Annotated in this window: 22 protein-coding genes; 16 read left to right on the forward strand and 6 right to left on the reverse strand. The window is 62.5% G+C overall.

What is annotated here, in order from left to right; all coding sequences use genetic code 11:
• Nucleotides 1-73: 73 nt before the first annotated feature.
• The 3 genes from BLR80_RS10145 to BLR80_RS10155 all read left to right on the forward strand — a co-directional run bounded on the left by BLR80_RS10145 (nucleotide 74) and on the right by BLR80_RS10155 (nucleotide 2,813).
• On the forward strand, nucleotides 74-799 hold the full coding sequence (locus tag BLR80_RS10145; protein ID WP_092079555.1) for a tetratricopeptide repeat protein: 726 nt from the start codon (nucleotides 74-76) through the stop codon (nucleotides 797-799).
• A gap of 6 nt (nucleotides 800-805) precedes the next feature.
• Nucleotides 806-1,558 (forward strand): Smr/MutS family protein, encoded by a 753-nt coding sequence (locus tag BLR80_RS10150; RefSeq protein WP_092079558.1) that lies wholly within the window; start codon nucleotides 806-808, stop codon nucleotides 1,556-1,558.
• Nucleotides 1,559-1,634: 76 nt separating this feature from the next.
• On the forward strand, nucleotides 1,635-2,813 hold the full coding sequence (locus tag BLR80_RS10155; protein ID WP_245691479.1) for a multidrug effflux MFS transporter: 1,179 nt from the start codon (nucleotides 1,635-1,637) through the stop codon (nucleotides 2,811-2,813).
• Nucleotides 2,814-2,976: 163 nt separating this feature from the next.
• Here the strand turns inward: BLR80_RS10155 and BLR80_RS10160 are convergent, their stop codons facing one another.
• The 3 genes from BLR80_RS10160 to BLR80_RS10170 all read right to left on the reverse strand — a co-directional run bounded on the left by BLR80_RS10160 (nucleotide 2,977) and on the right by BLR80_RS10170 (nucleotide 5,857).
• Nucleotides 2,977-4,299 (reverse strand): OmpP1/FadL family transporter, encoded by a 1,323-nt coding sequence (locus BLR80_RS10160; protein ID WP_171906413.1) that lies wholly within the window; start codon nucleotides 4,297-4,299, stop codon nucleotides 2,977-2,979.
• A 401-nt stretch (nucleotides 4,300-4,700) separates the two neighbouring features.
• Nucleotides 4,701-5,087 carry a DUF559 domain-containing protein gene (locus tag BLR80_RS10165; RefSeq protein ID WP_092079659.1) on the reverse strand — a complete coding sequence of 129 codons (387 nt, stop codon included), beginning with the start codon at nucleotides 5,085-5,087 and terminating at the stop codon, nucleotides 4,701-4,703.
• A gap of 188 nt (nucleotides 5,088-5,275) precedes the next feature.
• Nucleotides 5,276-5,857 carry an acyl carrier protein phosphodiesterase gene (locus tag BLR80_RS10170; protein WP_092079564.1) on the reverse strand — a complete coding sequence of 194 codons (582 nt, stop codon included), beginning with the start codon at nucleotides 5,855-5,857 and terminating at the stop codon, nucleotides 5,276-5,278.
• A gap of 189 nt (nucleotides 5,858-6,046) precedes the next feature.
• Here BLR80_RS10170 and BLR80_RS10175 point away from each other — a divergent pair, with 189 nt between their 5' ends.
• The 6 genes from BLR80_RS10175 (at nucleotide 6,047) to BLR80_RS10200 (ending at nucleotide 12,612) form a co-directional block, all read left to right on the forward strand.
• On the forward strand, nucleotides 6,047-7,204 hold the full coding sequence (locus tag BLR80_RS10175) for a M20/M25/M40 family metallo-hydrolase (RefSeq protein WP_092079567.1): 1,158 nt from the start codon (nucleotides 6,047-6,049) through the stop codon (nucleotides 7,202-7,204).
• Nucleotides 7,194-8,360: an aminotransferase gene (locus BLR80_RS10180; protein ID WP_092079570.1), complete on the forward strand. Its 1,167-nt coding sequence runs from the start codon at nucleotides 7,194-7,196 to the stop codon at nucleotides 8,358-8,360. Before BLR80_RS10175 ends, BLR80_RS10180 begins: the two co-directional genes overlap by 11 nt.
• A 202-nt stretch (nucleotides 8,361-8,562) precedes the next feature.
• Entirely contained in the window at nucleotides 8,563-8,784 is a 222-nt protein-coding gene (locus tag BLR80_RS10185; protein ID WP_245691480.1) for a DUF4492 domain-containing protein, read from the forward strand.
• Between the two features lie 21 nt (nucleotides 8,785-8,805).
• A complete protein-coding gene (locus BLR80_RS10190; protein WP_092079576.1) occupies nucleotides 8,806-10,341 on the forward strand; it encodes a cytochrome ubiquinol oxidase subunit I in 1,536 nt (511 codons plus the stop codon).
• 2 nt (nucleotides 10,342-10,343) lie between these two features.
• On the forward strand, nucleotides 10,344-11,474 hold the full coding sequence (gene cydB / locus BLR80_RS10195) for a cytochrome d ubiquinol oxidase subunit II (RefSeq protein ID WP_092079578.1): 1,131 nt from the start codon (nucleotides 10,344-10,346) through the stop codon (nucleotides 11,472-11,474).
• Nucleotides 11,475-11,811: 337 nt separating this feature from the next.
• The gene (locus BLR80_RS10200; protein ID WP_245691482.1) at nucleotides 11,812-12,612 is read left to right on the forward strand and encodes an FRG domain-containing protein; all 801 of its coding nucleotides are present in this window, start codon (nucleotides 11,812-11,814) and stop codon (nucleotides 12,610-12,612) included.
• Between the two features lie 75 nt (nucleotides 12,613-12,687).
• Here BLR80_RS10200 and BLR80_RS10205 read toward each other — a convergent pair whose 3' ends face one another.
• Both BLR80_RS10205 and BLR80_RS10210 read right to left on the reverse strand, forming a co-directional pair.
• Nucleotides 12,688-13,527: a mechanosensitive ion channel family protein gene (locus BLR80_RS10205; protein WP_092079662.1), complete on the reverse strand. Its 840-nt coding sequence runs from the start codon at nucleotides 13,525-13,527 to the stop codon at nucleotides 12,688-12,690.
• A gap of 157 nt (nucleotides 13,528-13,684) precedes the next feature.
• On the reverse strand, nucleotides 13,685-14,089 hold the full coding sequence (locus BLR80_RS10210) for a hypothetical protein (RefSeq protein WP_092079584.1): 405 nt from the start codon (nucleotides 14,087-14,089) through the stop codon (nucleotides 13,685-13,687).
• 472 nt (nucleotides 14,090-14,561) lie between these two features.
• Between BLR80_RS10210 and BLR80_RS10215 the strand changes: the two genes are divergently transcribed.
• Both BLR80_RS10215 and BLR80_RS10220 read left to right on the forward strand, forming a co-directional pair.
• Nucleotides 14,562-16,505, forward strand: coding sequence for an ABC-F family ATP-binding cassette domain-containing protein (locus BLR80_RS10215; RefSeq protein ID WP_092079587.1), 1,944 nt, complete (start codon nucleotides 14,562-14,564; stop codon nucleotides 16,503-16,505).
• A complete protein-coding gene (locus BLR80_RS10220) occupies nucleotides 16,502-17,155 on the forward strand; it encodes a DUF4388 domain-containing protein (protein ID WP_092079590.1) in 654 nt (217 codons plus the stop codon). Before BLR80_RS10215 ends, BLR80_RS10220 begins: the two co-directional genes overlap by 4 nt.
• On the opposite strand, the gene BLR80_RS10225 is transcribed toward BLR80_RS10220, so the two are convergent.
• Complete coding sequence (locus BLR80_RS10225; RefSeq protein ID WP_092079593.1) at nucleotides 17,145-18,041, reverse strand: OmpA/MotB family protein; 897 nt, start codon at nucleotides 18,039-18,041, stop codon at nucleotides 17,145-17,147. The two genes, BLR80_RS10220 and BLR80_RS10225, sit on opposite strands and share 11 nt — an antisense overlap.
• Nucleotides 18,042-18,206: 165 nt before the next feature.
• Between BLR80_RS10225 and nadC the strand changes: the two genes are divergently transcribed.
• The 5 genes from nadC (at nucleotide 18,207) to BLR80_RS10250 (ending at nucleotide 24,080) form a co-directional block, all read left to right on the forward strand.
• Complete coding sequence (nadC, locus tag BLR80_RS10230; RefSeq protein WP_092079665.1) at nucleotides 18,207-19,031, forward strand: carboxylating nicotinate-nucleotide diphosphorylase; 825 nt, start codon at nucleotides 18,207-18,209, stop codon at nucleotides 19,029-19,031.
• Between the two features lie 9 nt (nucleotides 19,032-19,040).
• On the forward strand, nucleotides 19,041-20,045 hold the full coding sequence (locus tag BLR80_RS10235; protein WP_092079596.1) for a biotin--[acetyl-CoA-carboxylase] ligase: 1,005 nt from the start codon (nucleotides 19,041-19,043) through the stop codon (nucleotides 20,043-20,045).
• Between the two features lie 54 nt (nucleotides 20,046-20,099).
• A complete protein-coding gene (locus BLR80_RS10240; protein WP_092079599.1) occupies nucleotides 20,100-20,864 on the forward strand; it encodes a type III pantothenate kinase in 765 nt (254 codons plus the stop codon).
• A 90-nt stretch (nucleotides 20,865-20,954) separates the two neighbouring features.
• Entirely contained in the window at nucleotides 20,955-23,033 is a 2,079-nt protein-coding gene (gene fusA / locus BLR80_RS10245; protein WP_092079602.1) for an elongation factor G, read from the forward strand.
• Nucleotides 23,034-24,080, forward strand: coding sequence for a hypothetical protein (locus BLR80_RS10250; protein WP_092079605.1), 1,047 nt, complete (start codon nucleotides 23,034-23,036; stop codon nucleotides 24,078-24,080). It begins immediately after the preceding gene.
• Nucleotides 24,081-24,144 lie beyond the last annotated feature (64 nt).

Here is a 24,144-nt window from a genome sequence, read left to right on the forward strand (position 1 = left end):
CTGTTCATGTGCCGGCGGGCATCAGCCCGCCGGAGCTTCGTTCTGCGGTGTTTTTGGAAAGGTCTGACCGACAATGTTCAACTTTCTTCTTGCCTTTGTCGTTTCCACTCTGGCCGTGGTGCCACTGCATCTGGCCTATGGTCTGCAACTGCTCTACTGCGGCCTGATCTCCATGGTGCTGTTTGCCTTGCTGTATTTCTGGCTGTCGCGTCGGACCATGAAGCAGGTGGTGGCCCTGATGGAGAGCGCCCAGCGCGATCTGCAGGCCAACCGGCCGGAAAAGGCCGTTGCCACCCTGCACCAGGCGTTCCGTTACGCCCCCTGGCAGTTTTATGTCAAGGGCCAGGTCAATGCCCAGATTGGTACCGTCTACTACCTGCGGCGCGAATTCGCCAAGGCCATGCCCTATCTCGAAAAGGCTTTTGTGCGCCACTGGGTGGCCATGTGCATGCTGGCGGTGAGCTACATGAAACGCAACAAACCGGCCAAAATGCGCGAGACCTTTGACAAGGCTGCTGCCGCGAATCGTAAGGAGCCTTTTATCTGGAACCTGTATGCCTACTGTCTGCAGCAGGTGGGCGACAAGGCCAAGGCGCGCGAGGTTCTGGAAAAGGGGATCAAAAAGGTCGGTGGCGATGAACGGCTGGACGATTCCATCAAGGCGCTGGAACAGGATCGTCGCATGAAGATGCAGGAGTACGGCGATATCTGGTACCAGTTCCACCTGGAGAAACCGGGCGCCCTGATCAAGAAGCAGACCAAGGCCCTGCAGGGGCGGCGCAAGATGCCGCGAGTCTGAAAAGCCATGGCCCGCAAGCGCAAAAACCGGCCGGTAGCGGCGGCCAGTAGCGACAAGACATTTCACAGCAGCCCCTTCAGGCAGATGGAGGGGCTGCATCATTTGGTCCCCGCCCAGGCGCCATCCGTGGTTGAGTCCTTCAGCGATAATACCTCCGTCCGCCCGGCCCCTGGAGCGGTCGCGCCGGTGGCGGATGATTTTGCCGGCGCCATGGCCCAACTGGGCGTGACGCCGCTGGCCACTGCTGACGATGGAGATAGCGTGGTGGAGGCGGCAGCTTGCCCGGAGGGCGCAGAAGCGCCGGCCGTTGACGAGCCGCGCAGCGAGCGGGAGCAGTTTCTTGCGGCCATCGGTGGTCTGGAGCCTTGCTTTCGCGATGCCTTTGCTGAGGAGGAGGACGAGGAGGCGGAGCCGGCTGCCGCGCCGCGCCGCATGAAGCTGCTGCGGCAGGGTCGTCTGCGGCCGCAGCAACAGCTCGACCTGCATGGCTGCAGCAGTGAACAGGCACTGGAGCGGGTGCGTCATTTCTTCAATCGCTGCCACCATGAAGGCCTGCAGACGGTGCTGCTGATTACCGGCCGCGGCCAGAGTTCACCTGGCGGCCAGCCGGTGGTACGCGAGGCCGTTGAACGCTTCCTGCGCCAGCGCGCTCAGGCCTGGGTGGCGGAATGGGCCCGCGCGCCGCGCCAGTACGGCGGTGAAGGCGCGCTGGTGGTGTTTCTGCGCCAGAGTGGCAAGTCACCGAACGGGGCGTCCTGATGCCATCAGCCTGTTGCGCCGGTAGCGGCTGCGAAGCCGTGGCTGCGGCGGGGACTCCTGCCGGCCGGCTTGCCTCATGAAAACATCTTCGGCTTCGTTGCTCTGGTCACCTACCTTCTTCCTGCTGGTTCTGCTGGCGGCCTTTCCGCCGCTGGCCACCGATATGTATCTGCCGGCCATCCCCCTGCTGCAGCAACAGTGGCAGCAGCCGTTGCAGGTAGTCAACCTGACGCTGGTGGCCTTTTTTGTCAGTTACTGCCTGTTTCTGCTCATCTATGGTCCTCTCTCGGACCGTTTCGGCCGCCGTCGGCCCCTGCTCGGCGGTATTGCCCTGTTTATTCTGGCATCCATCGGCTGTGCCCTGAGCAACAGTGTCGGTCAGCTGATTGTTGCCCGTATTGTGCAGGCGGCGGGCGCGGCGGCCGCTGCCGCTCTGTCTCTGGCCATCACCAAGGATATCTATCGCGACAGCGAACGTATTCGTATGCTGGCCTGGATGGGGGTGCTGATGGCCCTGGCGCCAGCGGTATCGCCCTTTATCGGCAGCCTGGTGCTGCTTTATGCCAGCTGGCGCTGGATCTTTCTGGTGCAGGCGGCGATCGCCCTGTTGGCCTGGCTGGGGGTGTTGCGCATGGGCGAAACCCTGCAGCAGCCCATCCAGACCGGCGCCCTGCAAACCGCCCGAATCTACCTGCATCTGCTGCGCAACCGGCGCTATCTGGTCTATGCCCTGATGGTGTCGACCGTGGTGCTGCCCCATTTTGCCTACATTGCTGGCAGCGCCGATATCTACATCAATCGTCTGGGGCTCGGCGAGCAGGCCTTCAGTGCCTATTTCGCCATCAACGCCCTGGCGTTTATGAGTGGCTCGCTGCTCTGTACCTGGCTGTTGCCGCGCCACGGTGCCCAACGCCTGCTGACCCTGGGATTCAGCGGTCTGTTGCTTGGCGGCCTGGTGCTGTGGCTGCAGCCCTTTGGTGGGCCGGCCGGTGTGGCCGCTTCCATGGCTATCGTCACCCTGTCGATGGGGCTGAGCCGGCCTCCCAGCAACAATCTGGTGCTCAAACAGGTCGACCGTTATGCCGGCGCCGCTTCGTCATTGCTGATTTTCATTTTTTTCATCTTCGGTGCCTTTGCCATGTGGCTGATTTCCCTCGATTGGCCCGACAAGGTTGCTGTGATCGGCCAGTTGGCGACTGCCGCCGGCAGCCTGACCCTGGGATTGTGGTTATGGCTCAAGCGGCGGGACGACTGACAGGCGGTGAAAAACCGCCAGCAGAGCCCACATGACCGGGCGGCTAAAATCAATCATTGATCCGTCATGGAATGATTTTGTGGGCCAGACCGAAATCGCATAGTTGGCCGGCGTTGTTGAAAAAACCCCCGGCCGGGACTTTTTCAACGCCGCTTGTTGCCTGTCACGGGCGGTAGTGCAGCAGCAGGTGGGTGGTGAACTGCGACATCTCTTCTTTGAAGCCATGGTGGCAGTAGAGGGAATTGTGGCTTGCCTGCGCGTGCGGCAGGGCCCATTCGCAGGCCAGATCAAGACGCCAGCGCCCGGCGGCATAGCCCAGGCCGGCGGTCAGGTGCTGTTCGGCGATGGCGGGGAAATAGGGCAGCAGGTATCTGGAGGGCACCGGGCTTTTGCCGTAGTTGTAGCCGCCACGCAACCGCCAACGGGATGACAGGCGGTATTCCAGGCCCAGCGCGATGACCCACTGGTCGTTCCAGTGCATCGGATAGTTCATGCGGATGCGCTGCGGCACCTCGTCCGCCTGATTGCGGTGCAGGCTGAAGCGGATACGGTCGATTGCCTGTGACCAGTTGATCCAGTCCACATCCAGCGCCAGCCGCAGTGCCGGACTGACCTGGTAGCTGCAGCCCAGGCCGATTTGTTGCGGCCAGTTGAAGCCATCCAGTTCGGCTTCGTAGCCACGCAGGCCGGCGCCGATAGCGTTGTAGTTGACCTGGGCGCGCCCGCCACGAAAGTGCTGATCCGTGGCGCTGAGATAGGCCCCAGCCAGCGTGAAATCCCCCCACCGGTACTGAAATCCCAGCCGCAGGGCCGCCGAATAGGCCCGCGCATCCTTCATTTTCACCCCAAAAAATCCCACTTCGGTGCAAGCAGCGCTGGCGGGCAGATAGAGGCTGGTTGCCGGGAACAGGCGCATGTCCGCTTCGGCGTAACCGAGATTGAGGCTGATACCCAGCCTCAGGCGATCATCGCTGCGGCGCCAGGCCAGCGTTGGCGTGATCTTCATATAACTCAGATTGCTGGAAAGGCTGTCATGTTCCCTGGGCAGGGGCGCCCGGTCGGCAAAGGGCGTGCGGAAATGGTGGTATTCCAGCCCCATGCCGCCTTGGGCGAAAATGCCGCAGCCGACAATGAAGGCAGAATCCGGCAGTGGGCTGGCCCAGGCCAGCAAGGGAAGGGGGAATTGCTGTTCACGTGCCAGCAGGTCGTTGCCATGGCTGTCCGCATGGTGGTTGCGCGACTGCATCAGGCTCAGACCCGCACTGATTTCGGGTTGGCAACAGCCGCTCAGCCCCGCCGGGTTGATGTTCATGGCCGTGGCGTTATCCACCAGGGCCAGATCCGCCCCGCCCATGCCGCAGGACACCGCGCCATAACCGATCAGATTCATGCCGTTGGTCGCACCTGCCCGCAACGGTGCCAGCACGACCAGTCCCACCATCAACCAGCCCAGCCACCAGCAGGCGGCGCGCGGCCGTGTTGGCATGCGCAAAAGCGTCATTTCACACCGTCTGTTAGAAAATGCCGGCCAGCCGTGGCCTGTCGACACATACAGAACCGCACAACGGGCCACAACCCATTATGGTCAGGCCTACCATACAATGTGTCGCCAGCGCATCCTTTTTATTGTGAAATTTAAGCGCGCTTATTGGAAGGCAAGGAAGGGATGATGATCGGGATCTCGTTCGTTTACCACCCCGTCAGGCTGCGCCTGCCACCCCTCCAGAGGAGGGGAATAAGGCAGAAAGAAGATTCCTCTTCCGTGGTGGGTTGACCAGCGTCTTCGTGGACGGGCACATGCCACCCTACAATGGACGGGAATTTTTCTTTGATGCGGCTGTGGCTCTCCACAGGAGGGGAATTTGCTTCCTTGGTCTGCCTCATGCTTTATTGCTCGATCCTATTCCCCTCCTGTGGAGGGGTGGCGCGTAGCGCCGGGGTGGTCAAGCGGCGTAACATGCCTTCCATGTTCTGCAATACGTCAACAGCTCGGATATGGATAACATGCAATCCGAGTGACGCTAAATACGCATCGCGTTGCTTGTCGTATTCTGCTTTGTCGTTATGACTGCTGCCGTCAACTTCGATTACCAGGGACTGGCTGGCGCAGAAAAAATCCACGATATAATTGCCGATAATTTTTTGCCGGTCGAAATCCAGACCCTGCAACTGCCTGTTTTTCAGGTGTTGCCACAGCAGCACCTCGTGCAGCATGCCGGCTTTGCGCAGTTCGCGGGCACGCGCGCGCAATGCGGGGTTGTAGGGCAGGGCCATGTAGGCTCTGGTGCTGCGTTTTACCACCCCGTCAGGCTGCGCCTGCCACCCTTCCACAGGAGGGGAATTGCCTTTCTTGCTGCGGCTGCGGTCCTCTAGCGGCGACTTTTCTTTCTCAAACCGGCTCATGTTCTCTTTTTCGATCCTATCCCCCTCCTGTGGAGGGGGCGCGTTCGGTTTCGGCGGGTTCAAGCGGGCTCCTGTGCCAGCAGGGTTTGCATCTGGGGGATGAAGGCCAGGCAGTCGTGTTCCAGAGCGCTATGGTGGCGGTGCAGTTGGTCGAAGCCGTCGGCCAGGGGATTGGGCTGGCGGGCGCGGCGGGCGATGGCCTGCAAGGCGCGCTGGATGCCGACAGGTTCGCGGTAGGCCAGCAGCCAGTTGGCCGCCAGGCGGCGTGGTAACTGGGCGGCGAAAGCCGGTGGCAACGGGCGGGGCTGCTGCAGCAGCCGGTTGATGGTGGTGGCGAACTGGTCGAGCGGCTGGGGGTGCAGGGCGGGCCAGTGGTGGGCGGCGATGTGGTCGTAGAACAGATCGACCAGAATGCCGCGGTAGCGGCCGTAGCGGGCATCGAGCTGCTGGCAGCTGTGGCGGAACAGGGGATGGTTTTCAGCCAGGCTGTCGACGCGGCGATGACGGCGCATGCCGGCGAGAACGCCGGGCGGGTAGGGCAGTTGTGGCGACAGGGGCCCTTTGACGAAATCGGCAACCAGGCTGCCGATGTAGTGGTCGGGTTCGGGGTGGGAAAACAGCAGGTGCAGCAGATCGTTCATGGGGGGTACTCCGGGGTGCCGGCGCTTCTTGGGTGAGGGATCGGGCTTGCCAGGGCGCGGCTGGCCGGCGTATGCTGCCGACGTCGCCGGGGCGGGTTGCCCGCCCGCCGGGGGCACTGTAACAGCGGGCTGTCGGCCCTGTCCAGCGGGGCGGGCGGTGGTTTTTTCTCTTCAGGATGAGGATGGCAAATGATCAACCCTGAACGTCTGTGTCAGACCTTTGAGCAGCTGGCTGCCGTCGCCAGCCCGTCGTTTCATGAAGGGGCCATTGCCCGCTTACTGACGGGTTGGTTCGAGGCGCTGGGAGCGACGGTGGAGCAGGATGATGCCAGCCAGGCAACCGGAGGCGATGCCGGCAATCTGATCATCCGCCTGCCGGCCAATCGTCATGGCGGTGCGGCGCTGCTGCTGTCAGCTCACATGGATACGGTAAATCCGGCGCAGGGGGTGCGACCGATTTTGCGTGATGGCGTGTTCACCAGTGCCGGCGATACGGTGCTGGGGGCGGACGACAAGTCGGGCATTGCCCAGATTGTCGAGGTGGTGCGCTGTCTGCGTGAGGGTGATCTGGCTCATCCGCCGCTGGAGATTGTGCTGAGCGTGTGCGAGGAGGTTGGCTTGCTGGGCGCCAAGCATCTGGATTGCAGCCGGCTGCAGGCGCGCGAAGGGCTGGTGCTGGACACCTCGGGCGTGGGCTCGGTGGCGCGTCAGGCGCCCTGCGCCAACAAGCTGCGTTTTGTGGTCGAGGGGATTGCGGCCCATGCCGGGCTGGCGCCGGAGCAGGGGCTGTCGGCCATCCAGATTGCGGCGCGCGGGCTGGCGACCATGCCACTGGGGCGGATTGATGCCGATACCACGGCCAACATCGGTCTGATCCAGGGTGGCACGGCCACCAATATCGTGCCTGAGCGGGTGCAACTGCTGGGCGAGGCGCGCAGTTTTAACCGTGCGGCGCTGGAGCGCCAGACGCGCCAGATGTGCGCCTGTCTGGAACAGGCGGTGGCGCAGGCCCGGCTGGTGGTGCAGGGCCAGGTGCGCCAGGCGAGTTTGCAGTGCGAGGTGCTGCCGGAATATCCGCTGATGGATGTGGCCGAGGATGCGCCGTTGTTGCGGCGGCTGCTGCAGGCGGCCGATCAGCTGGGCCAGCCGCTGCGGGTTGGCCGGTCGGGCGGCGGCAGTGACGCCAACATCTTCAATGCGCGGGGCATCGTCACGCTGAATCTGGCCAGTGGCATGGAAAAGGTTCACACGGTGGAGGAGTTTGTGCGCGTGACCGATCTGGTGCAGGTGGCTGAGTTGCTGCTGGCCTTTGTCTGCCAGCCGGCGGAGGTGGGCCGTGCAGACTAACCCGGCTCTTGCCCAGGTGGCTTTTCCGCCCATCACCGAGGTGAAGGGCTATCTGGCCGGGCAGAGCTTCAGTGCTGAACGGCCGCTGGTCGATCTGTGTCAGGCGATTCCCGACTATCCGCCTGCGCTGGAACTGCGCCAGCAGTTGCAGCAGTGGGCGGCCCTGCCGCAGACGGCGGTCTATTCACCGGATGAGGGACTGCCCGAGGTGCGCCACAGCCTGGCGGCCTGGTATGCCCGGCGTTACGGCCAGGGACCGGCGGCGGCGGAGATCTGCCTGACTATTGGTGCCAGTCAGGCCTTCTGGTTGGCCATGCTGCTGTTGTGCCGGCCGGGCGATGAGGTGATCGTGGCGCTGCCGGCCTATTTCGATCACCCCATGGGGCTGCAGGCCCTTGGCATCCGGCCGGTCTTTGTTGCCGCAGGTTGCGGCAGCGAACTCGATCTGGCGGCACTGGCCGGGCACATCGGCCCGCGCACGCGGGCCCTGCTGCTGGTGTCGCCCAGCAATCCTACCGGCGCGGTGCTGGCGCCGGCGCAGATCGATGCCCTGTTTGAGCTGGCCCGCTGCCACGATATTGCCCTGGTGCTGGACGAAACCTACAACGCCTTTCTGCCACCGGGTCAGCCGCCTCACCAGCTGTTTGCCCGGCCCGATTGGGGCCGCCATTTCATTCAGCTGGCTTCCTTCGGTAAAACCTTTGCCCTCACCGGTTACCGCGCCGGGGCACTGGTGGCCTCGGCCGAGTTGATCCGGCAGGCTCTCAAGCTGCAGGACAGCATGGTGGTGTGCCAGCCGCGCATTACCCAGCTGGCGGTAGCCTGGGGCTGCGATGCGCTGGATGACTGGGTGGCGGCCAACGCCCGCGCCATGCAGCAGCGCCACGATCTGTTCGTGCAGCTGTTCGATCAGCCCGGTAACGCCTTCGAGCGTCTGGCCAGCGGCGCCTTTTTTGCCTGGGTGCGCCATCCCTGGCCTGATCAGTCCGGCAGCGCCGTGACCCGGCGGTTGGCGCTGGAGCATCAGCTTATCTGCCTGCCAGGTGAAGCCTTCGGCCCCGGTTTGCAGGGCTGCCTGCGGCTGGCCTTTGGCAATGTTGCCATTGAGGCCATCCCTGCTGCCGTGGAGCGATTGCGCGCTGCTGGCGCGGCCTGACGCCACAGCTGTTCAGAAAAGATGACCGGCCCTGTCTTAAATACTTGACAGGGCTTTTTTGTTGCTTAAAATGCAACCAATTTTGTCATATTTACCGAATCCGTTCGCCAGGCTGCGGACAGCGCAAAAGACGCTATACTTCCGGGGCGAACAGCGCGACCGCTGCGGCGCATCCGTTCACCCCCCGTGACAGGAGGACATCTTGGGCTTGGCGACACAGGTGGTGCGATTCTATGTCGAGGGCTTTCGCTCCATGCGTCTGGGGCGGACGCTGTGGAAGATCATTCTGCTGAAACTGCTGGTATTCATGACGGTGTTGTATCTGTTTTTCCCCAATCATCTCAATCGCCGCTACGAGACCGATCAGCAACGGGCCGATCATGTCTTGCGGCAGCTGGCCTTGCTGCCCGACGGACAGCAGTAACCGAAGAAGGAGGCTCATGCCGTGCTTGAACAACTGGATGTGTCACAACTGAGCTGGGCGCGCGGGCAGTTTGCCCTTACCGCCATGTATCACTGGATTTTTGTGCCCCTGACCCTGGGCTTGTCGTTTCTGCTGGCCTTTTTCGAGACGCTCTATGTCAAGACCGGCAACGAGCAATGGAAGCGTATCACCAAATTCTGGATGACGCTGTTCGGCATCAACTTCGCCATTGGCGTGGCTACCGGCATCATCATGGAATTCGAGTTCGGCACCAACTGGTCGAACTATTCCTGGATGGTGGGTGACATCTTCGGCGCGCCGTTGGCGGCCGAGGGCATCTTCGCTTTTTTTCTTGAAACCACCTTCTTTGCTGTCATGTTCTTCGGCTGGAACCGTGTATCCAAGGGGTTTCATCTGTTGTCGACCTGGCTGGTGGCCATCGGCTCGAACCTGTCGGCCCTGTGGATTCTGGTGGCCAATGGCTGGATGCAGCATCCGGTGGGCATGCAGTTCAACCCGGACCGGGCCCGTTTCGAGATGGAAAGCTTCTGGCAGGTGCTGCTGTCGCCGGTGGCGGTGAGCCATTTCGTCCATACCACCAGTTCGGCCTTTTTGCTGTCGGCCCTGTTTGTCGTGACCGTGAGCTGTTGGTATCTGCTCAAGGGCCGCCATGTGGCGCTGGCCAAGAAGAGCCTGGCGGTGGCGGCCACCTTCGGCCTGATCTCGTCGGCTTTTGTCGCTTTCACCGGCGATGAGTCGGCCTACACCGCCGCACGGGTGCAGCCGATGAAACTGGCGGCCATGGAGGGCCTGTGGGACGGCGAGGTCAATGCCGATCTGGTGGCCGTCGGTATCGTCAATCCGGGCAAGAAGCCGGGCGATGACATGGACGCCTTCCAGTTCGAGATCAAGCTGCCCTATCTGCTGTCGTTGCTGGCCAACCGCGAGCTCGGCAGCTTTGTGCCGGGAATCAACGATCTGGTCTACGGCAATGCCGAGCAGGGCATCGACGGCGCCGGCGACAGGATCGCCCGCGGCAAGCAGGCCATCAGCTTGCTGGCAACCTACAAGCAGGCGCGGGACGAAGGCGATGCGGTTACGGCCGAGGCGGTGCTGCAGCAGTTCAATCAGGTGCGTGACGATATCGGTTACGGTTACCTGAGCCGGCCAGAGGATATCGTGCCGCCGGTGCCGCTGGTGTTCTACAGCTTCCATGTCATGGTGGCCCTGGGTACCCTGTTTCCGCTGCTGTTCGGCGCCATTCTGTTCTTCCTTTACAAGGACAACCTGAGCCAGCAGAAGTGGTTTTTGCGACTGGGTGTGTTGTCGGTGTTCCTCGGCTATCTGGCGTCTCAGGCCGGCTGGATCGTGGCTGAGGTCGGCCGTCAGCCCTGGGCTATTCAGGGCCTGCTCCCTGTCGGCGTGGCGCGCTCGAACCTGACCACCACCACGGTACAGATGACTTTTTTCATGTTTCTGATCATTTTCACCACCTTGCTGATTGCCGAGGTGCGCATCATGACCCGTCAGATCCAGAACGGGCCGGAGGGAGAATAACGATGGGAAATCTCGATCTTGCACAGTTGCAGCAGCTGTGGTGGCTGCTGGTGTCGGTGGTGGGCGCACTGTTCATTTTCCTGACGTTCGTTCAGGGCGGCCAGGGGTTGCTGCTGACCCTGACCCGCGATGAGGACGAAAAGACGCTGATCATCAATTCCCTCGGCAAGAAGTGGGAACTGACCTTTACCACCCTGGTCCTGTTCGGCGGGGCCTTCTTCGCCGCCTTCCCGCTGTTCTACGCCACCAGCTTCGGTGGCGCCTACTGGGTGTGGATGCTGATCCTGTTCACCTTTGTGCTGCAGGCGGTCAGCTACGAATACCGTCGCAAGCCGAGCAATCTGTTGGGCGCGCGGGTCTATGAATACTTTCTGTTCATCAACGGCACCGTCGGCATTTTGCTCATCGGCATCGCCGTGGGTACCTTCTTCACCGGCTCGAACTTCAGCCTCAATGCCTACAATTCGGTGACCTGGCATAATCCCGGCCGTGGCGTTGAAGCGGCCTTCAGTCTGTTCAACCTGTCCTTCGGCCTGTTTCTGGTGTTTCTCGCCCGGGTGCTTGGCGCCCTGTACCTGAACAACAACATCGACTACCCGCCGCTGGTGGCCAAAACCTCGGCAGCGGCCTTCAAAAACCTGCTCTATGCCCTGCCGTTTCTGCTTTATGTGCTGGTGCGGCTGCTGTTCATGAAGGGTTACGCCGTCGATCCGCAAAGCGGCACGGTGTTTCTGCAGCGCGGCAAATACCTGGCCAATCTGCTGGCGCTGCCGGTCAACGGTCTCGGCTTTCTGCTGATTGGGCTGGTACTGGTGGTGCTGGGTGTGGCGCTGACCTACTTCAAGGGCAGCCGCAAGGGCATCTGGCCGGCTGGCTTGGGGACGGTGCTGGTGGTGCTGGCGGTGTTCGCTATCGCCGGCTACAACAACACCGCCTTCTATCCGTCGCGGGTCGATCTGCAGAGTAGCCTGACGCTGGCAACGGCATCGAGCAGCCATTACACCCTGACGGCCATGAGCTATATCGCCCTGGCTATTCCGGTGGTGCTGGCCTATGTCGCCTATGTCTGGCGTCTGCTCGATGCCCGCAAGCTTGGCGCGGCGGATCTGACGACAGGCGATGAAAAGTATTAAACCTTTTGCCGAAGGAGTAAGACGATGATGACCTTCATCATGGTGGTTGGCTGGTTTGGCGTGGTGATCGGCTCCTATGTGGCGGCCGAGCTGGTGCTGAAAAAACTCAATCTGTACAACAGCTGAAATCGTAAAAAGTCCGGCCAGGGACGTTATGTGCCCCAACCCTGGGGGCGATGATGCCTTTTTGCAAAGTCATCACAACGGATCTGACCAGGATTTGCTATGCTGCGGCCGCACGGAACAAGGTTCCGTGCGGCTGTTGCCGTCTGCAGCGCCAGAGAGATCGCAACACGCGGCCGGGCGGCCTGGCAAGTCAAAGCGAAAGGAGTTGACTGTGACCAATGAAATCCGGCTGGAAAGCTGGGCGCAACTGCAGGAGGTACTGTTCGCCGATTCCTGGGATAGCCAGATCGGCCGTTTCCGTTCGCGGCTGGCCTTTCGCGGCCTGTCCGACAGTCGCTATCCGCTGGCCACCACGCTGATGCGGCTGGGCGGCGACTACGCCGAGCTGGAACGTCACCTGCTGCGCAATTTCAAGAAATACGCCCACCGCAGCATGGTCGAACGCGATTCGGTGTGGCACTGGCTGACGCTGGCGCAGCACCATGGCCTGCCGACCCGCCTGCTCGACTGGACCTATTCGCCTTATGTGGCGCTGCATTTCGCCACCGCCAATATCGAGCAGTTTGACTGTGACGGCGTGATCTGGGCGGTGAACTACCTGCTGGCGCATCAGCACCTGCCTGAACGGTTGCGCGCCAAGCTTGACGCTGAGGGCGCCAACGTATTCACCACCGAGATGTTCAGTGACAGCGTCGCCACCCTGGCCGAACTGGCGGCGTTGAGCGACCGCAACTATGTGGTCTTTGTCGAACCCTCGTCGATTGACGACCGTATCGTCAATCAGTTCGGCATGTTTTCACTGATGCCCGATGTGCGCGGCCGGCTTGATGCTTGGCTGGCCGATCAGCCGCAGCTGTGGCAACGGCTGATCATTCCGCGCCAGCTCAAGTGGGAGGTGCGTGACAAGCTCGACCAGGCCAATATTACCGAGCGGGTGTTGTTCCCCGGCCTTGACGGCCTGAGCAGCTGGCTGCGGCGCCATTACAGCCCGCGCCATGCTGATCCGCAGTGACGAAAATGTAACAACGCCCCGCCGGCAACGAACCGGTGGGGCGTTGTGGTTGCGGCGGGGCGGATGCAAACGCGATCAGCTGGCGGCGGTGTTGTGCAGATGGACGTCCTGCTGGGGGAAGGGAATGCTGATGCCTGCGGCATCAAAGCGGGTCTTGATGGTTTCGGTCAGATCATAGTACACCGCCCAGTAGTCCTTGGTGGCAACCCAGGGCCGCACCACCAGGTTGACGCTGCTGTCGGCCAGTTCACTGACCGCCACCAGGGGTTTGGGCTCAGGCAGGATGCGGCTGTCGGCTGCCAGTATCTGCTCCAGCACCTGTTTGACATGCGCCAGATCGTCGGTGTAGCTGACGCCGACGGTCAGGTCGATGCGGCGGGTGTTGTTGGCCGAGTAGTTGACGATGTTGCCGCTCATCAGGTTGGCGTTGGGGACGATGACCAGTTTGTTGTCGGGCGTCAGCAGATGAGTGGTGAAAATCTGGGTTTCCTGCACCTGACCGGCCACGCCGCCGCCTTCGATGTAGTCGCCAGTCTGGAACGGCCGGAAGATGATCATCAGCACGCCGGCGGCGAAGTTCGACAGCGAGCCCTGCAGTGCCAGACCGACAGCCAGACCGGCGGCACCGAGAATGGCGATGAACGAGGTGGTCTGGATGCCGATCTGATTGAGGGCGGCGATGACGACGAAGGCCAATAGGGCCATGTAGGTGAGGCTGCAGACAAAGGAAACCAGTAGGTCATCCACCTTGCTGCGGGTCAGCACCCGGCGTACGGCGAGCCGCAGCAGACGGGCGATCCAGCGGCCGACGAACAGGATGAAAATGGCAGCGATCAGTTTGGGGCCATAGATAAAGATCAGATCCAGAATGCGGGGAATCAGCTTTTCCGGGTCGAGCAGCTGAGAGAAATCCATTGCAGCCTCCAAAAAAGTCAGAAGAAAAAAGAACATTCATGTTTTCAGCCTTCTTTCTTTATAGGCAGGGCAGGTCAAATTTGTCAACGCAGGGGCAAAAAAGGCCCCGCCGGGCGACGGGCGCGGCGGCGGGGCGGTTCAGCGGCGGGTGACGGGCTTACCAGGGCCAGAAGATGACGACGCGTGGCGCGTTGTGGCGTGGCTGGTGGCGCTGAACCGGCAGCGTGGCGCAGCCACGGCGAGACCGCTGCGCCAGCCGCCGCACGTCGGCCTTGCGCGGCTTGGGCGGCGGTTGTACAACGACCCGTACCGGTGGTGGACAGGCGGTCCGGCCGATGGTCGGCCGCTCGTGCGGGCCGAAACCCGCTCGCTCGTTGTCATGCCGGCTGCCAGGGTGGCCATCGTGGCGGCCGTCGCGGGCCAGTGCCGGACTGGCAGAAATGGCCGCGAGCAGCAGGACTAACAGCAGCGGTCGGATGGCCCTGGCGCAGTTGGTGCGACGGGGGGAGCCCTTGGCCGAACCCTGGGCAAAATCTTCGGACGGATTGTGTTCTGTGCGCATGACATCCTCCTGTGATGGGGGGGGGGACAAACCGGTCGACCGTTTGTGGTCTGTGGTCCGGCTTTGTCCACAGGCTGCCACGGGAGCCTTTCCCCTGCATTCGACAGCGATCCATATTGGCCCCGATGTCGGGTTGTTTTTGCCGGATTCCGGCAGGTTGTCGGGGGCATTCCGGAGGTATTGGCCCCGTCGACGGTGGTCAGGATATGCGCGAGGGCTTGGTCGGGCGCCTCTTTTGGTATACAGTGCCGGCGGTGCGGAAACTCGCTGACCACTGTAGTGCCGCAAGCTTCTCGCGGGTTTGACGTACAAGCCGTCCGTCTCTTGGCGCGACCCGGGCGCCCTGGGCCTCGGGCGCCTTTTGCCTGGCCAGCCAGCCCGATGCTTCATGCGATGGCATCGGGCTGCGACCCCTGCCTGTTCCCCTGGGTGCGGTCCGCCGGTGGGCCGATAATGAAACAAGAAGGAAGCAATGCTGCAGCTCAGTCATATTGAAGTCAATTTTTCCGGTCGGCGGATCTTTGCCGATATCAGCTGGCATCTCAAGCCGGGCCAGCGTGTCGGTCTGTGCGGCGAGAACGGTGCTGGCAAGTCGACCCTGCTCAAACTGCTGTGTGGCCAGGTGGAAGCCGATCGGGGCGATCTGGTACTGGCCCGCGGCACCAGCATCGGTTATCTGCCGCAGGATGGTCTGACCTACCGTGGGCGCAGCCTGTATGCCGAGGTGGAGAGTGCCTGCGCCGAGGTGCTGGCCCTGGGGCGGGAGATGGCCGAACTGGAACAGCGCATCGCCGGTGACGCCGACGAAACGGCCTTGGCGCGCTATGCCGAGGTGCAGGAGCGCCATCGCCAACTGGGCGGTTTTAGCCTCGAAGCCGATATCGCGCGCGTGTTGCATGGTCTGGGTTTTTCCCGGAGCGATTGGGATAAACCCTGCGAGCAGTTTTCCGGTGGCTGGCAGATGCGCATCGCCCTGGCCCGCTTGCTGTTGCAACGGCCCAACCTGCTGCTGCTTGACGAGCCGACCAACCATCTGGACCTGCCGGCGCGTGATTGGCTGGAAAGCTACCTGATCGGTTATCCCGGCAGTGTGGTGCTGGTGTCACATGATCGTTTCTTTATGGACCAGGTGGTGCAGCGCATTGTCGAGCTGTGGAACGGTGGCCTGACCGAATATCCCGGCAATTATTCACTCTATCTGCAGGAGCGCGATCGGCGGGTGGATGCCCTGCGGGCGGCCAAGCAGCAGCAGGACGAGGAGATCGAGCGCCTCGAAGCCTTCATTAACCGCTTTCGTTATCAGGCCAACAAGGCTGCTCAGGTGCAGAGCCGTGTGCGCCAGCTGGACAAGATCGAGCGCATTCAGATTCCCCCCCAACGCAAGAAAATCGCCTTTCGTTTTCCATCAGCGCCACGCAGCGGCAAGGAACTGATCGTGCTGGAGCAGGTGGCCCAGCGCTATGCCGATCTGCAGGTGTTCAGCGGTGTCGATCTGACCATCAGCCGGGGCGAGCGGGTGGCGCTGGTGGGTGCCAACGGTGCCGGCAAGTCGACCCTGATGCGGCTGTTGTGTGGCGTGGAAGCGCCGGCGCAGGGCTGCTGCCGGCTGGGCCATCAGGTCGAGCTGGCCTATTTCGCCCAGGATCAGGCGCAGGTGCTCAATCCGGCCAATACGGTGCTGCAGGAAATTACCGCGGCCGCGCCGGTGGCCATGGTGCCACGTCTGCGCGATGTGCTGGGCAGCTTTCTGTTCAGTGGCGACGATGTGCATAAATCCGTCGCCGTGCTGTCCGGCGGTGAGCGTAACCGGCTGGCGCTGGCCATTTTGCTGTTGCGGCCGGCCAATCTGCTGCTGCTCGACGAGCCGACCAACCATCTCGATCTGGCGTCGAAGGAGGTGCTGCTCGATGCTCTGCGGCACTACAGCGGCACGCTGGTGTTCGTGTCGCACGACCGCTATTTTGTTGACAGTCTGGCGACGCGGGTGTTGGAGGTGGCCGATGGCCGGGTGACCTCCTGGCCGGGCAACTACGAGGATTTTTTGCGCGCCAAGCAGGCGCTGGGGCAGGGCGGCCATGCGCAGCTGCGGGTGGAAAGCTGCGCTGTTGCGGCTAACGGCCGACCTGGCGAGGACAAGCAGGCCCGCATGGAGGAACACGCCCGCCGGCGCGAGCAGGTCAAGCAACAGCGGCGGCTGCAGAAGGAACTGGAGCAGATTGAAGGACGGATCGGTGAGCTGGAGACGCGGCGTGATGGCCTGGAACGGGAACTGGCCGATCCGGCGCTCTATGCCGAGCCGGCGGCCTTCAATGCCCGCAGTGCCGACTATGCCGCTGTTGACGCCGAGTTGACGGCGGCCTATGCCGAGTGGGAAGAGCTGCAGCACCAGGTCGAGGGCCTGGAGGAGGCATCATGAGACTGTTGCCACGGGGGCGCAGCGTCAAGTCAGGTCTTGATGCGGCCCGTTTGAAGATGCCGGAAACCCTGGTCAAGCTGGCCAGCAGCGGTCTGACCGGCACCATCGGTTTTGATGGCGACGATCAGTGCGGCGTACTCTGCTGCGAGGAGGGCCAGATCGTGGCGGCCCTGTGGCAGCAGGACGATCAGCGCCACAGCGGTGTGGCGGCCCTGCAGGCCATCTTTCGCCTGCTGCAGAGCCGCTCCTGCCCGCTGCAGCTTTACCGGTTTGATGCGGACGTGCTGCCGCTGCTGCAGCAGGTCTGCCACGGTGAACACCTCGCCTGTGGTCAGGTGCTGGACTGGCTGGATGTCGATCGTCTGCTGGCGGAATTGCGTCGCACCGCCTTCACTGGCGCCTTGCGGCTCTACAGCGCCCGCCAGCTGTGCCTGATCTTCTACCGCGACGGCCGGCCGAGCGGTTTCTGTCCTGACGATGCCGGCGGATTGACCCGGCGCCTGGAGCTGCACAACTCCGTGGCGCTGGAACCCGATGGCCGTTTTGATCTGATCCGTTCTGTCGCCCGGCCTGACCGGCTGGCCGGCAGCACGACCGGCGCCGGACTGGAAAAACTCTGGCTGGGGGTCTGGCGCCAGCTTAATCCGTAGCCGGTCCGTCCGCCGTGCCGGCGCTGGTGTCGTCGTCGCCCACCAGCACGATTTCGATACGGCGGTTCTGGGCGCGGCCTTCGGCGGTGTCGTTGTCGGCCACCGGTCGGTACGGACCGAAGGCGGCGATTTCAAGCTTTTCTCCACCAATGCCCGATTGTTGCTGCAGAAAACGCACGACATGGCTGGCGCGGGCGGCGGCCAGCTCCCAGTTGCTGGGAAAGCGCTGCTGCAGGCTGGCCTTGATGGGCCGATTGTCGGTGTGTCCCTCCACCCGGATGCGCTTGCCCGCGACCTTTTTCAGGGCGCCACCCACCTGCCGCAGCACCCGGTACCCCTCCTCGGTCAGTTCCGCCGTGCCCGAGGCAAACAGCACCTTTTCCACCAGATTGACGGTCAGCTGACCCTTGAGCTGGCGAATGGTCAGTTCGCCGCGCTCAAGCTCCTTTTCCAGGGTGCCGACCAGCTCGTTGTAGGTGCTCGACATCTGGGCCAGGCGCGCCTCGCGGGCGATACGCTCGCGTTCCAGGTTACGCTGCAGTTCGGCGCTGAGCTGCTGCAGATGCTGTCGCTGCTCCTCCAGCTGCCGCTGTTTTTGCTGCTGTGCGCTGATTTCTTGCTGCAGCGTCTCGACTCTGGCATGATAAATCCCGGACAGACGCTCACGCTCGGCCTGCTGTTCCACCAGCGCCTGTTCCAGAGAAGCCTGGGCGTCAGCCAGAGATGTCTTGATCTGGCCGCGATCCTCTTCACACCGATCCAGCTGCAGGCGCAGCTGTTCGGCCGAACTGACCTGCTGATCGTAACGGGTTTTGCTGACACAGCCTGTCAGGAGCAGGGCCGCGCATAACAACAGAATCGGGAGCCTGGGCAACAACGACGACATCGGCAACCTCCTTGGGAAAGACGTGATGGCGGTGGGAGCGCAAGGCTGGACCACCGTCTGGCTGTTCACGGCTAGTTGTAACACAGGCCGCCCAAGGGCGGAAGGGGCGGGGCGCCGGGCGCCGCCGTGGCACAAACCTCAGAAAAAGGCAGGAACAGGCGCATGTTGTTTGAAGTAGATGAAATTATTACCCGCGCCCTGCGCGAGGATATTGGTACCGGCGATGTTACGACAAGGGCGACGGTGCCGCCCGGCCGGCAGGCGCGGGCCCAGCTGGTGGCCAAGGACGATTTTGTGCTCTGTGGTATCGAGGTGGCGCGGCAGGTGTTCAGCCGGCTCGATCCGGACATCTGTTTCGAAGCCCTCAAAAGCGATGGCAGCCGGGTTGGCCGGGGCGAGGTGCTGGCCTGGCTCAAGGGCGATGCCGCCCAGCTGTTGCAGGGCGAACGGGTCGCTCTCAATTTGCTGCAGCGCATGAGCGGCATCGCCACCACCACGGCGGCTTATGTCGCCGCCGTGGCCGGCAGTAACGCCACCATTGTCGATACCCGCAAGACCATGCCCGGTTTGCGTGTACTCGACAAGTACGCTGTCCGTATTGGCGGTGGCCAGAATCATCGTACCTCGCTGTACGATGGCGTGCTGATCAAGGAAAACCACATCGCCGCTGCCGGCGGCATTGTGCCGGCGGTGCAGCGTGCCCGTACCCAGGTGCCGCACACCTTGAAGATCGAGGTCGAAACGCGCGATCTGGATGAGGTGCGTCAGGCGTTGGAGGTGGGGGCCGACATCATCATGCTGGACAACATGAATCTTGAGCAGATGGGTGAGGCCGTGACCCTGATTGGCGACCGGGCTCTGACCGAGGCTTCCGGCGGCGTCAATCTCGACCGTGTTGCCGCCATTGCCGCCACTGGTGTGCGGCTGATTTCCGTTGGGGCTCTGACCCATTCCGTGCGGGCTGCTGATATCTCGCTGCTGTTCACCTAGGGGCTGGCGATGGCTGATCCGGGGATGCGCCACGCCATTGTACAGCTGCTGCTTGAAGCCGGAGAGGCTTGTCTGTCGGGCCAGCAGATCAGCAGCCGGCTGGGGATCAGCCGGGCGGCGGTGTGGAAGCACATTGAGGCGTTGCGTCATGACGGTTTCGATATCTGTGCCCAGACCGCCCGTGGCTACCGCCTGCGCCATTGCCCCGACCGGCTGTTGCCGGCGGCCATCGATGCCGGCCTGACCACCGCCTTTGTCGGCCGCCAGATCGACTACCATGCCTGTATCGATTCGACCAATGAACGGGCCAGCCAGCTGGCGCGAGCGGGCGCCGAGGAGGGTCTGGTGGTGCTGGCCGAGGAACAGAGCGCCGGCCGTGGCCGGCTGGGGCGCAGCTGGCGTTCGCCGGCCGGCGTGAACCTGTATGCCTCGCTGGTACTGCGGCCCCAGGTGCCGCTCAACCAGGCGGCGCAGCTGACCTTTCTTTCCGCTGTGGCGGTGGCCCGTGCCGTCGAGCAGATCAGCGGTCTGCAGGTTCAGCTCAAATGGCCCAACGATGTGCTGCTGCAGGGGCACAAACTGGCTGGCCTGCTCAACGAACTCAGCGCCGAAACCGAGGGTATTCACCATTTGATTGTCGGCATTGGCGTCAACCTCAACATGACCGCCGACCAGTTCTCCGCTGATCTGCGGTATCCGGCCACCTCGCTGCTGCTGGCGACGGGCCGGCCTGTTGACCGGGTTCACTTTGCCCAGCTGTTGTTTCAGGAGCTTGAACAGCTCTATCTGCTGCTGCAGCGCAGTGGTTTCACGCCTCTGCGATTGGCCTGGGAGGCCCTGTGCGATCTGACCGGCCGGTCGGTACAGGTTGATTGCGGCAGCGAAATCCTCTATGGCACGGTGGCCGGACTGGCCGAGGATGGCGCGCTGCTGCTGCGCACGGCGGCCGGAGATATTCACCCCGTTTATGCCGGCGATGTGCGGCCCTGGCCGCCTGTTGCCTCAAATCACTGAAATCAAGGAGCTGTTCATGTCTGCTGTTGTCCGCTGTGGTCTTGCGAGGTGCACATGCTGCTGGTGATCGATGTCGGCAATACCAACACGGTTCTGGGGCTGTACGCCGCCGGAGCCCTCAAGCACAGCTGGCGGATTCGCAGTGACAAGGCGCGTACCGCCGACGAGTACGCCGTCTTGTTCGGCAACCTGTTTGCCCTGCAGGGCTTGCGGCTGGAGCAGGTTCGGGCGGTGATGATTTCCTGTGTGGTGCCGCCGCTGCTCGATACCCTCCAGCGCCTATGTCGCAGCTATTTCGCGTTGGAGCCTGGCCTGGTCGGGCCGCAGATGAAAACCGGCATGACCCTGTGCTACGACAATCCGCAGGAGGTGGGCGCCGACCGCATCGTCAACGCCGTGGCGGCCTACCATAAGCACCGCTGCAGCCTTATCGTGGTCGATTTTGGCACCGCTACCACCTTCGACTACATCTGCCCGGCCGGCAGCTACCAGGGCGGCGCCATCGCGCCCGGGCTGGCCATTTCCGCCAATGCCCTGCACGATCATGCCAGCAAGCTGCCACGCGTGGCCCTGCAACCGCCGCCGCAGGTGGTGGCGAAAAACACGGTGCACAGCATTCAGGCCGGTCTGCTGTTCGGCTATGCCGGGCTGGTGGATGGCATTGTCCGCCGAATGGCCCGCGAGGTGGCGACCACGCCCAAGGTGGTGGCCACCGGCGGCCTGGCGCGCCAGATTGCCGGCGTTTCCGAGACCATCGAGGAGGTGGACGATCTGCTGACCCTCGATGGTCTGTTTTTGTTGCATCAGCTCAATCCCTGAGGTTTACAACGGCCAACGGCCGAAAAAAGTCCGATTTCGTGCGATCTGTGGCAAGACCTTCTTCAACCGACAGGAACGAAAGGAGCGACCATGGCACAACAGGAGACGACATCGATTCGCAATGTAGGGATTGTCGCCCATGGCGGCGCCGGCAAAACCTCCCTGGTGGAGGCCATGCTGTTTAATACCGGCATGACCGACCGGCTCGGCAAGGTGGATGACGGCACCTCGAACATGGATTTCGAGCCGGAGGAAATCAAGCGCCGAATCACCATCAGCTCCAGTCTGCACCATTGCCCGTGGAAGGATCACAGCCTGCATCTGGTCGACACGCCGGGCTATTCCAACTTTCTCCACGATACCCGCAACTGCCTGCGGGTGCTGGGTGGCGGGGTGCTGATCGTTTCGGCCATCAGCGGTGTCAAGGCCCAGACCCAGAAGATCTGGCAGTGGGCCAGGGAATACGAGGTGCCGCTGATCGCCTTTGTCAACAAGCTTGATCGCGAACGGGCCGATTGCCTGCGCGCCGTCGACGACATGGAGAAGATGCTTGGCTGCCGTGGGGTGCTGGTCAACATGCCGCTGGGACAGGACGGCGATTTCCGGGGCATCATCGATCTGGTCAACATGCGGGCGCGGCTGTTTCAGTTCGATGAAAAAGGCACCTACCGCGAGGAAGACATTCCCGCCGAATACCTGGCCGAAGCCCAGCGCCTGCGTGCCCTGCTGCTTGAAGCGGTGGCCGATGCCGATGACAGCCTGATGGAGAAATACCTGGAAAACGAGGATCTCTCGCGTGAGGATATTCTCCAGGGGTTGCGCGAGGGCACCCTCACCGGTGTGTTCACGCCGGTCCTCTGTGGCAGCGCCACCGCCAATATCGGGGTGCGCCAGCTGCTCGATTACATCGTTCACTGCCTGCCATCGCCGGTGGACAAGGGCGTGCAGATCGGTACCCGCCCTGCCAGCGACGAAATGGTGGAGCGGCAGCCCGACCCGCAGGCGCCGTTCTCCGCAATGGTGTTCAAAACCATCAACGATCCCTTCTCCGGCAAGCTGACCCTGTTCCGCATCTATTCCGGCACCCTCAAGTCCGATTCGAGTGTCTACAACGCCACCCGCGAACAGGACGAACGCGTCGGCCAACTCTATGTGCTTGAAGGCAAGAAACAGGTGCCCATCGCCGAGGCCAAGGCGGGCGATATTGTTGCCGTGGCCAAGATGAAGCATACCGCTACCGGCGACACCCTGTGCAGTTCCACCGATCCGGTGCGGTTCGACAGCATTCTGCAGCTTAAGCCGGTGATCTCTTTTGCCCTCAAGGCTTGCAGCAAGGCCGACGAGGACAAGATTCATACCGGTCTGCAGCGACTGATGGAGGAAGATCCGACCCTGCAGATCAGCCGCGACGAGCAGACCCACGAAATGATTCTCTCCGGTATGGGGCAGGTGCATATCGAGGTGGCGGTGGAACGGCTCAAACGCAAGTATGGCGTGGAGGTCGAATTGCAGGCGCCCAAGGTGCCGTATCGTGAAACCATTCGTGGCAAGGCGCGGCTGCAGAACAAATACAAGAAGCAGTCGGGCGGGCGCGGCCAATATGGCGATGTCTGGATCGAACTGGAGCCTTTGGCGGCCGGTGGCGGCTACGAGTTTGTCGACAACATTGTCGGCGGCGTGATTCCGCGCCAGTACATCCCGGCGGTGAGCAAGGGCATCCAGGAGGCCATGGCCAAGGGTACCCTGGGCGGCTATCCGGTGGTCGATGTCAAGGTGACACTGTTCGACGGCTCGCACCATTCCGTCGATTCATCGGAAATGGCCTTTAAGATTGCCGGTTCCATGGCGTTCAAGAAGGGTATGGAGCAGGCCCGGCCGGTGCTGCTTGAACCCATCATGCAGATGGAGGTGATCGTGCCGGACGACTGCATCGGCGATGTCATCGGCGATATCAATTCGCGCCGTGGTCGGGTGCTGGGGGTCGAACCCCAGGCCGGCAGCCAGGCTGTGATTGTTCAGGTGCCCATGGCCGAGGTGTTGCGCTATGCCCCTGAATTGCGCTCGATGACCTCGGACCGGGGTCTGTTCACCATGGAGTTTTCCCACTACGAGGAGGTGCCGTCGCACCTGACCGCCAAAGTCCTGGCGGAACGCAATGCCGGAGACTGATTGTTGACTTCGCCGGATTCCTCCCTGGACGGGCAACTGCAGCTATCCGCCGCCGTTGCCCGTCTGCTCGACCCCGCCACCAGCACCAGCCAGCGCCAGCAGGCCGTTCGCGGTCAGCTGGCGCTGGACATGCGCGATCAGCTGCTGCTGTGGTTCTGCATCTGCCGGCAGGATGATGTCGCGCTGTGCGGCCAGGCCGAAGCCGCCCTGCGCGCCAGCACGGCCATGGCCCTTAAGCCGCTGTTGCAGGACAGCCACCTGCCGCCCGAGCTGTTCGATTTTGTGCTGCGGGTGCGGGCCGACGATCTGGGTACCGTCATCCTGCTGCGCAGCAATCCGGTCGTGCCTGTTTCAAGTTGGCAACGCCTGTTCGGTCACTGCAGCTACGAGGTGCTGAGCTTCTTCTTCGACAGTATCTGCCCGTTTAAATTGCGGCCGCAGGAGTTGCAGGCGGTGCTGCACAACACGCAGGCCACCGAGGCCATGCGGCAGCAGGCCCGCGAGCGGCTGTCGGCCAGCGGTGTTCAGCCGCAGGAAACGGGCGGTACGGCTGCTGCAGGGACTGCGTCAGCCGCGCTGCTGGAGGATGAGGCGGTTTTTACTGCCGAAGAGGCTGAGGACGAGGCCCTGGCCATCAGCAGCAAACAGCAGCTGGCGCAGGAACTGGGCATTGGCGAAAAGATCAAGATGGCCATGACCGGAGACAAGGAGTGGCGCACCATCCTGCTGCGGGACAGCAACAAGCAGGTCAGCACCGCCGTTTTGCAGAATCCGCGGATTACCGAAGGCGAGATTCTGCTGCTGACGCAGAACCGCAGCGCCAGCGACGAGCTGATCCGGCCGATTCTCCTCAATCGTGAATGGCTGAAAAACTACGCCATCCGTCACGCCCTGGTGCAGCATCCGCGCACCCCCCTGCCGCAGGCCCTGCGTTTTCTGGCCACGCTCAACGACAAGGATATCCGCGTGCTGGCCAAAAGCCGGGGCATTTCCTCGGTGCTGGTCAATGCCTGCCGGCGCATGCTGGCGGCCAAGACCCAGCGCTAGACGCGGGCCGTTTTTTCGTTTGACCCTGCCGCTCGCCCTGTGTTAGTGAAAAAGCGTTTTAAAA

Source organism: Desulfuromonas thiophila (assembly GCF_900101955.1).
GTDB lineage: Bacteria > Desulfobacterota > Desulfuromonadia > Desulfuromonadales > Desulfuromonadaceae > Pseudodesulfuromonas > Pseudodesulfuromonas thiophila.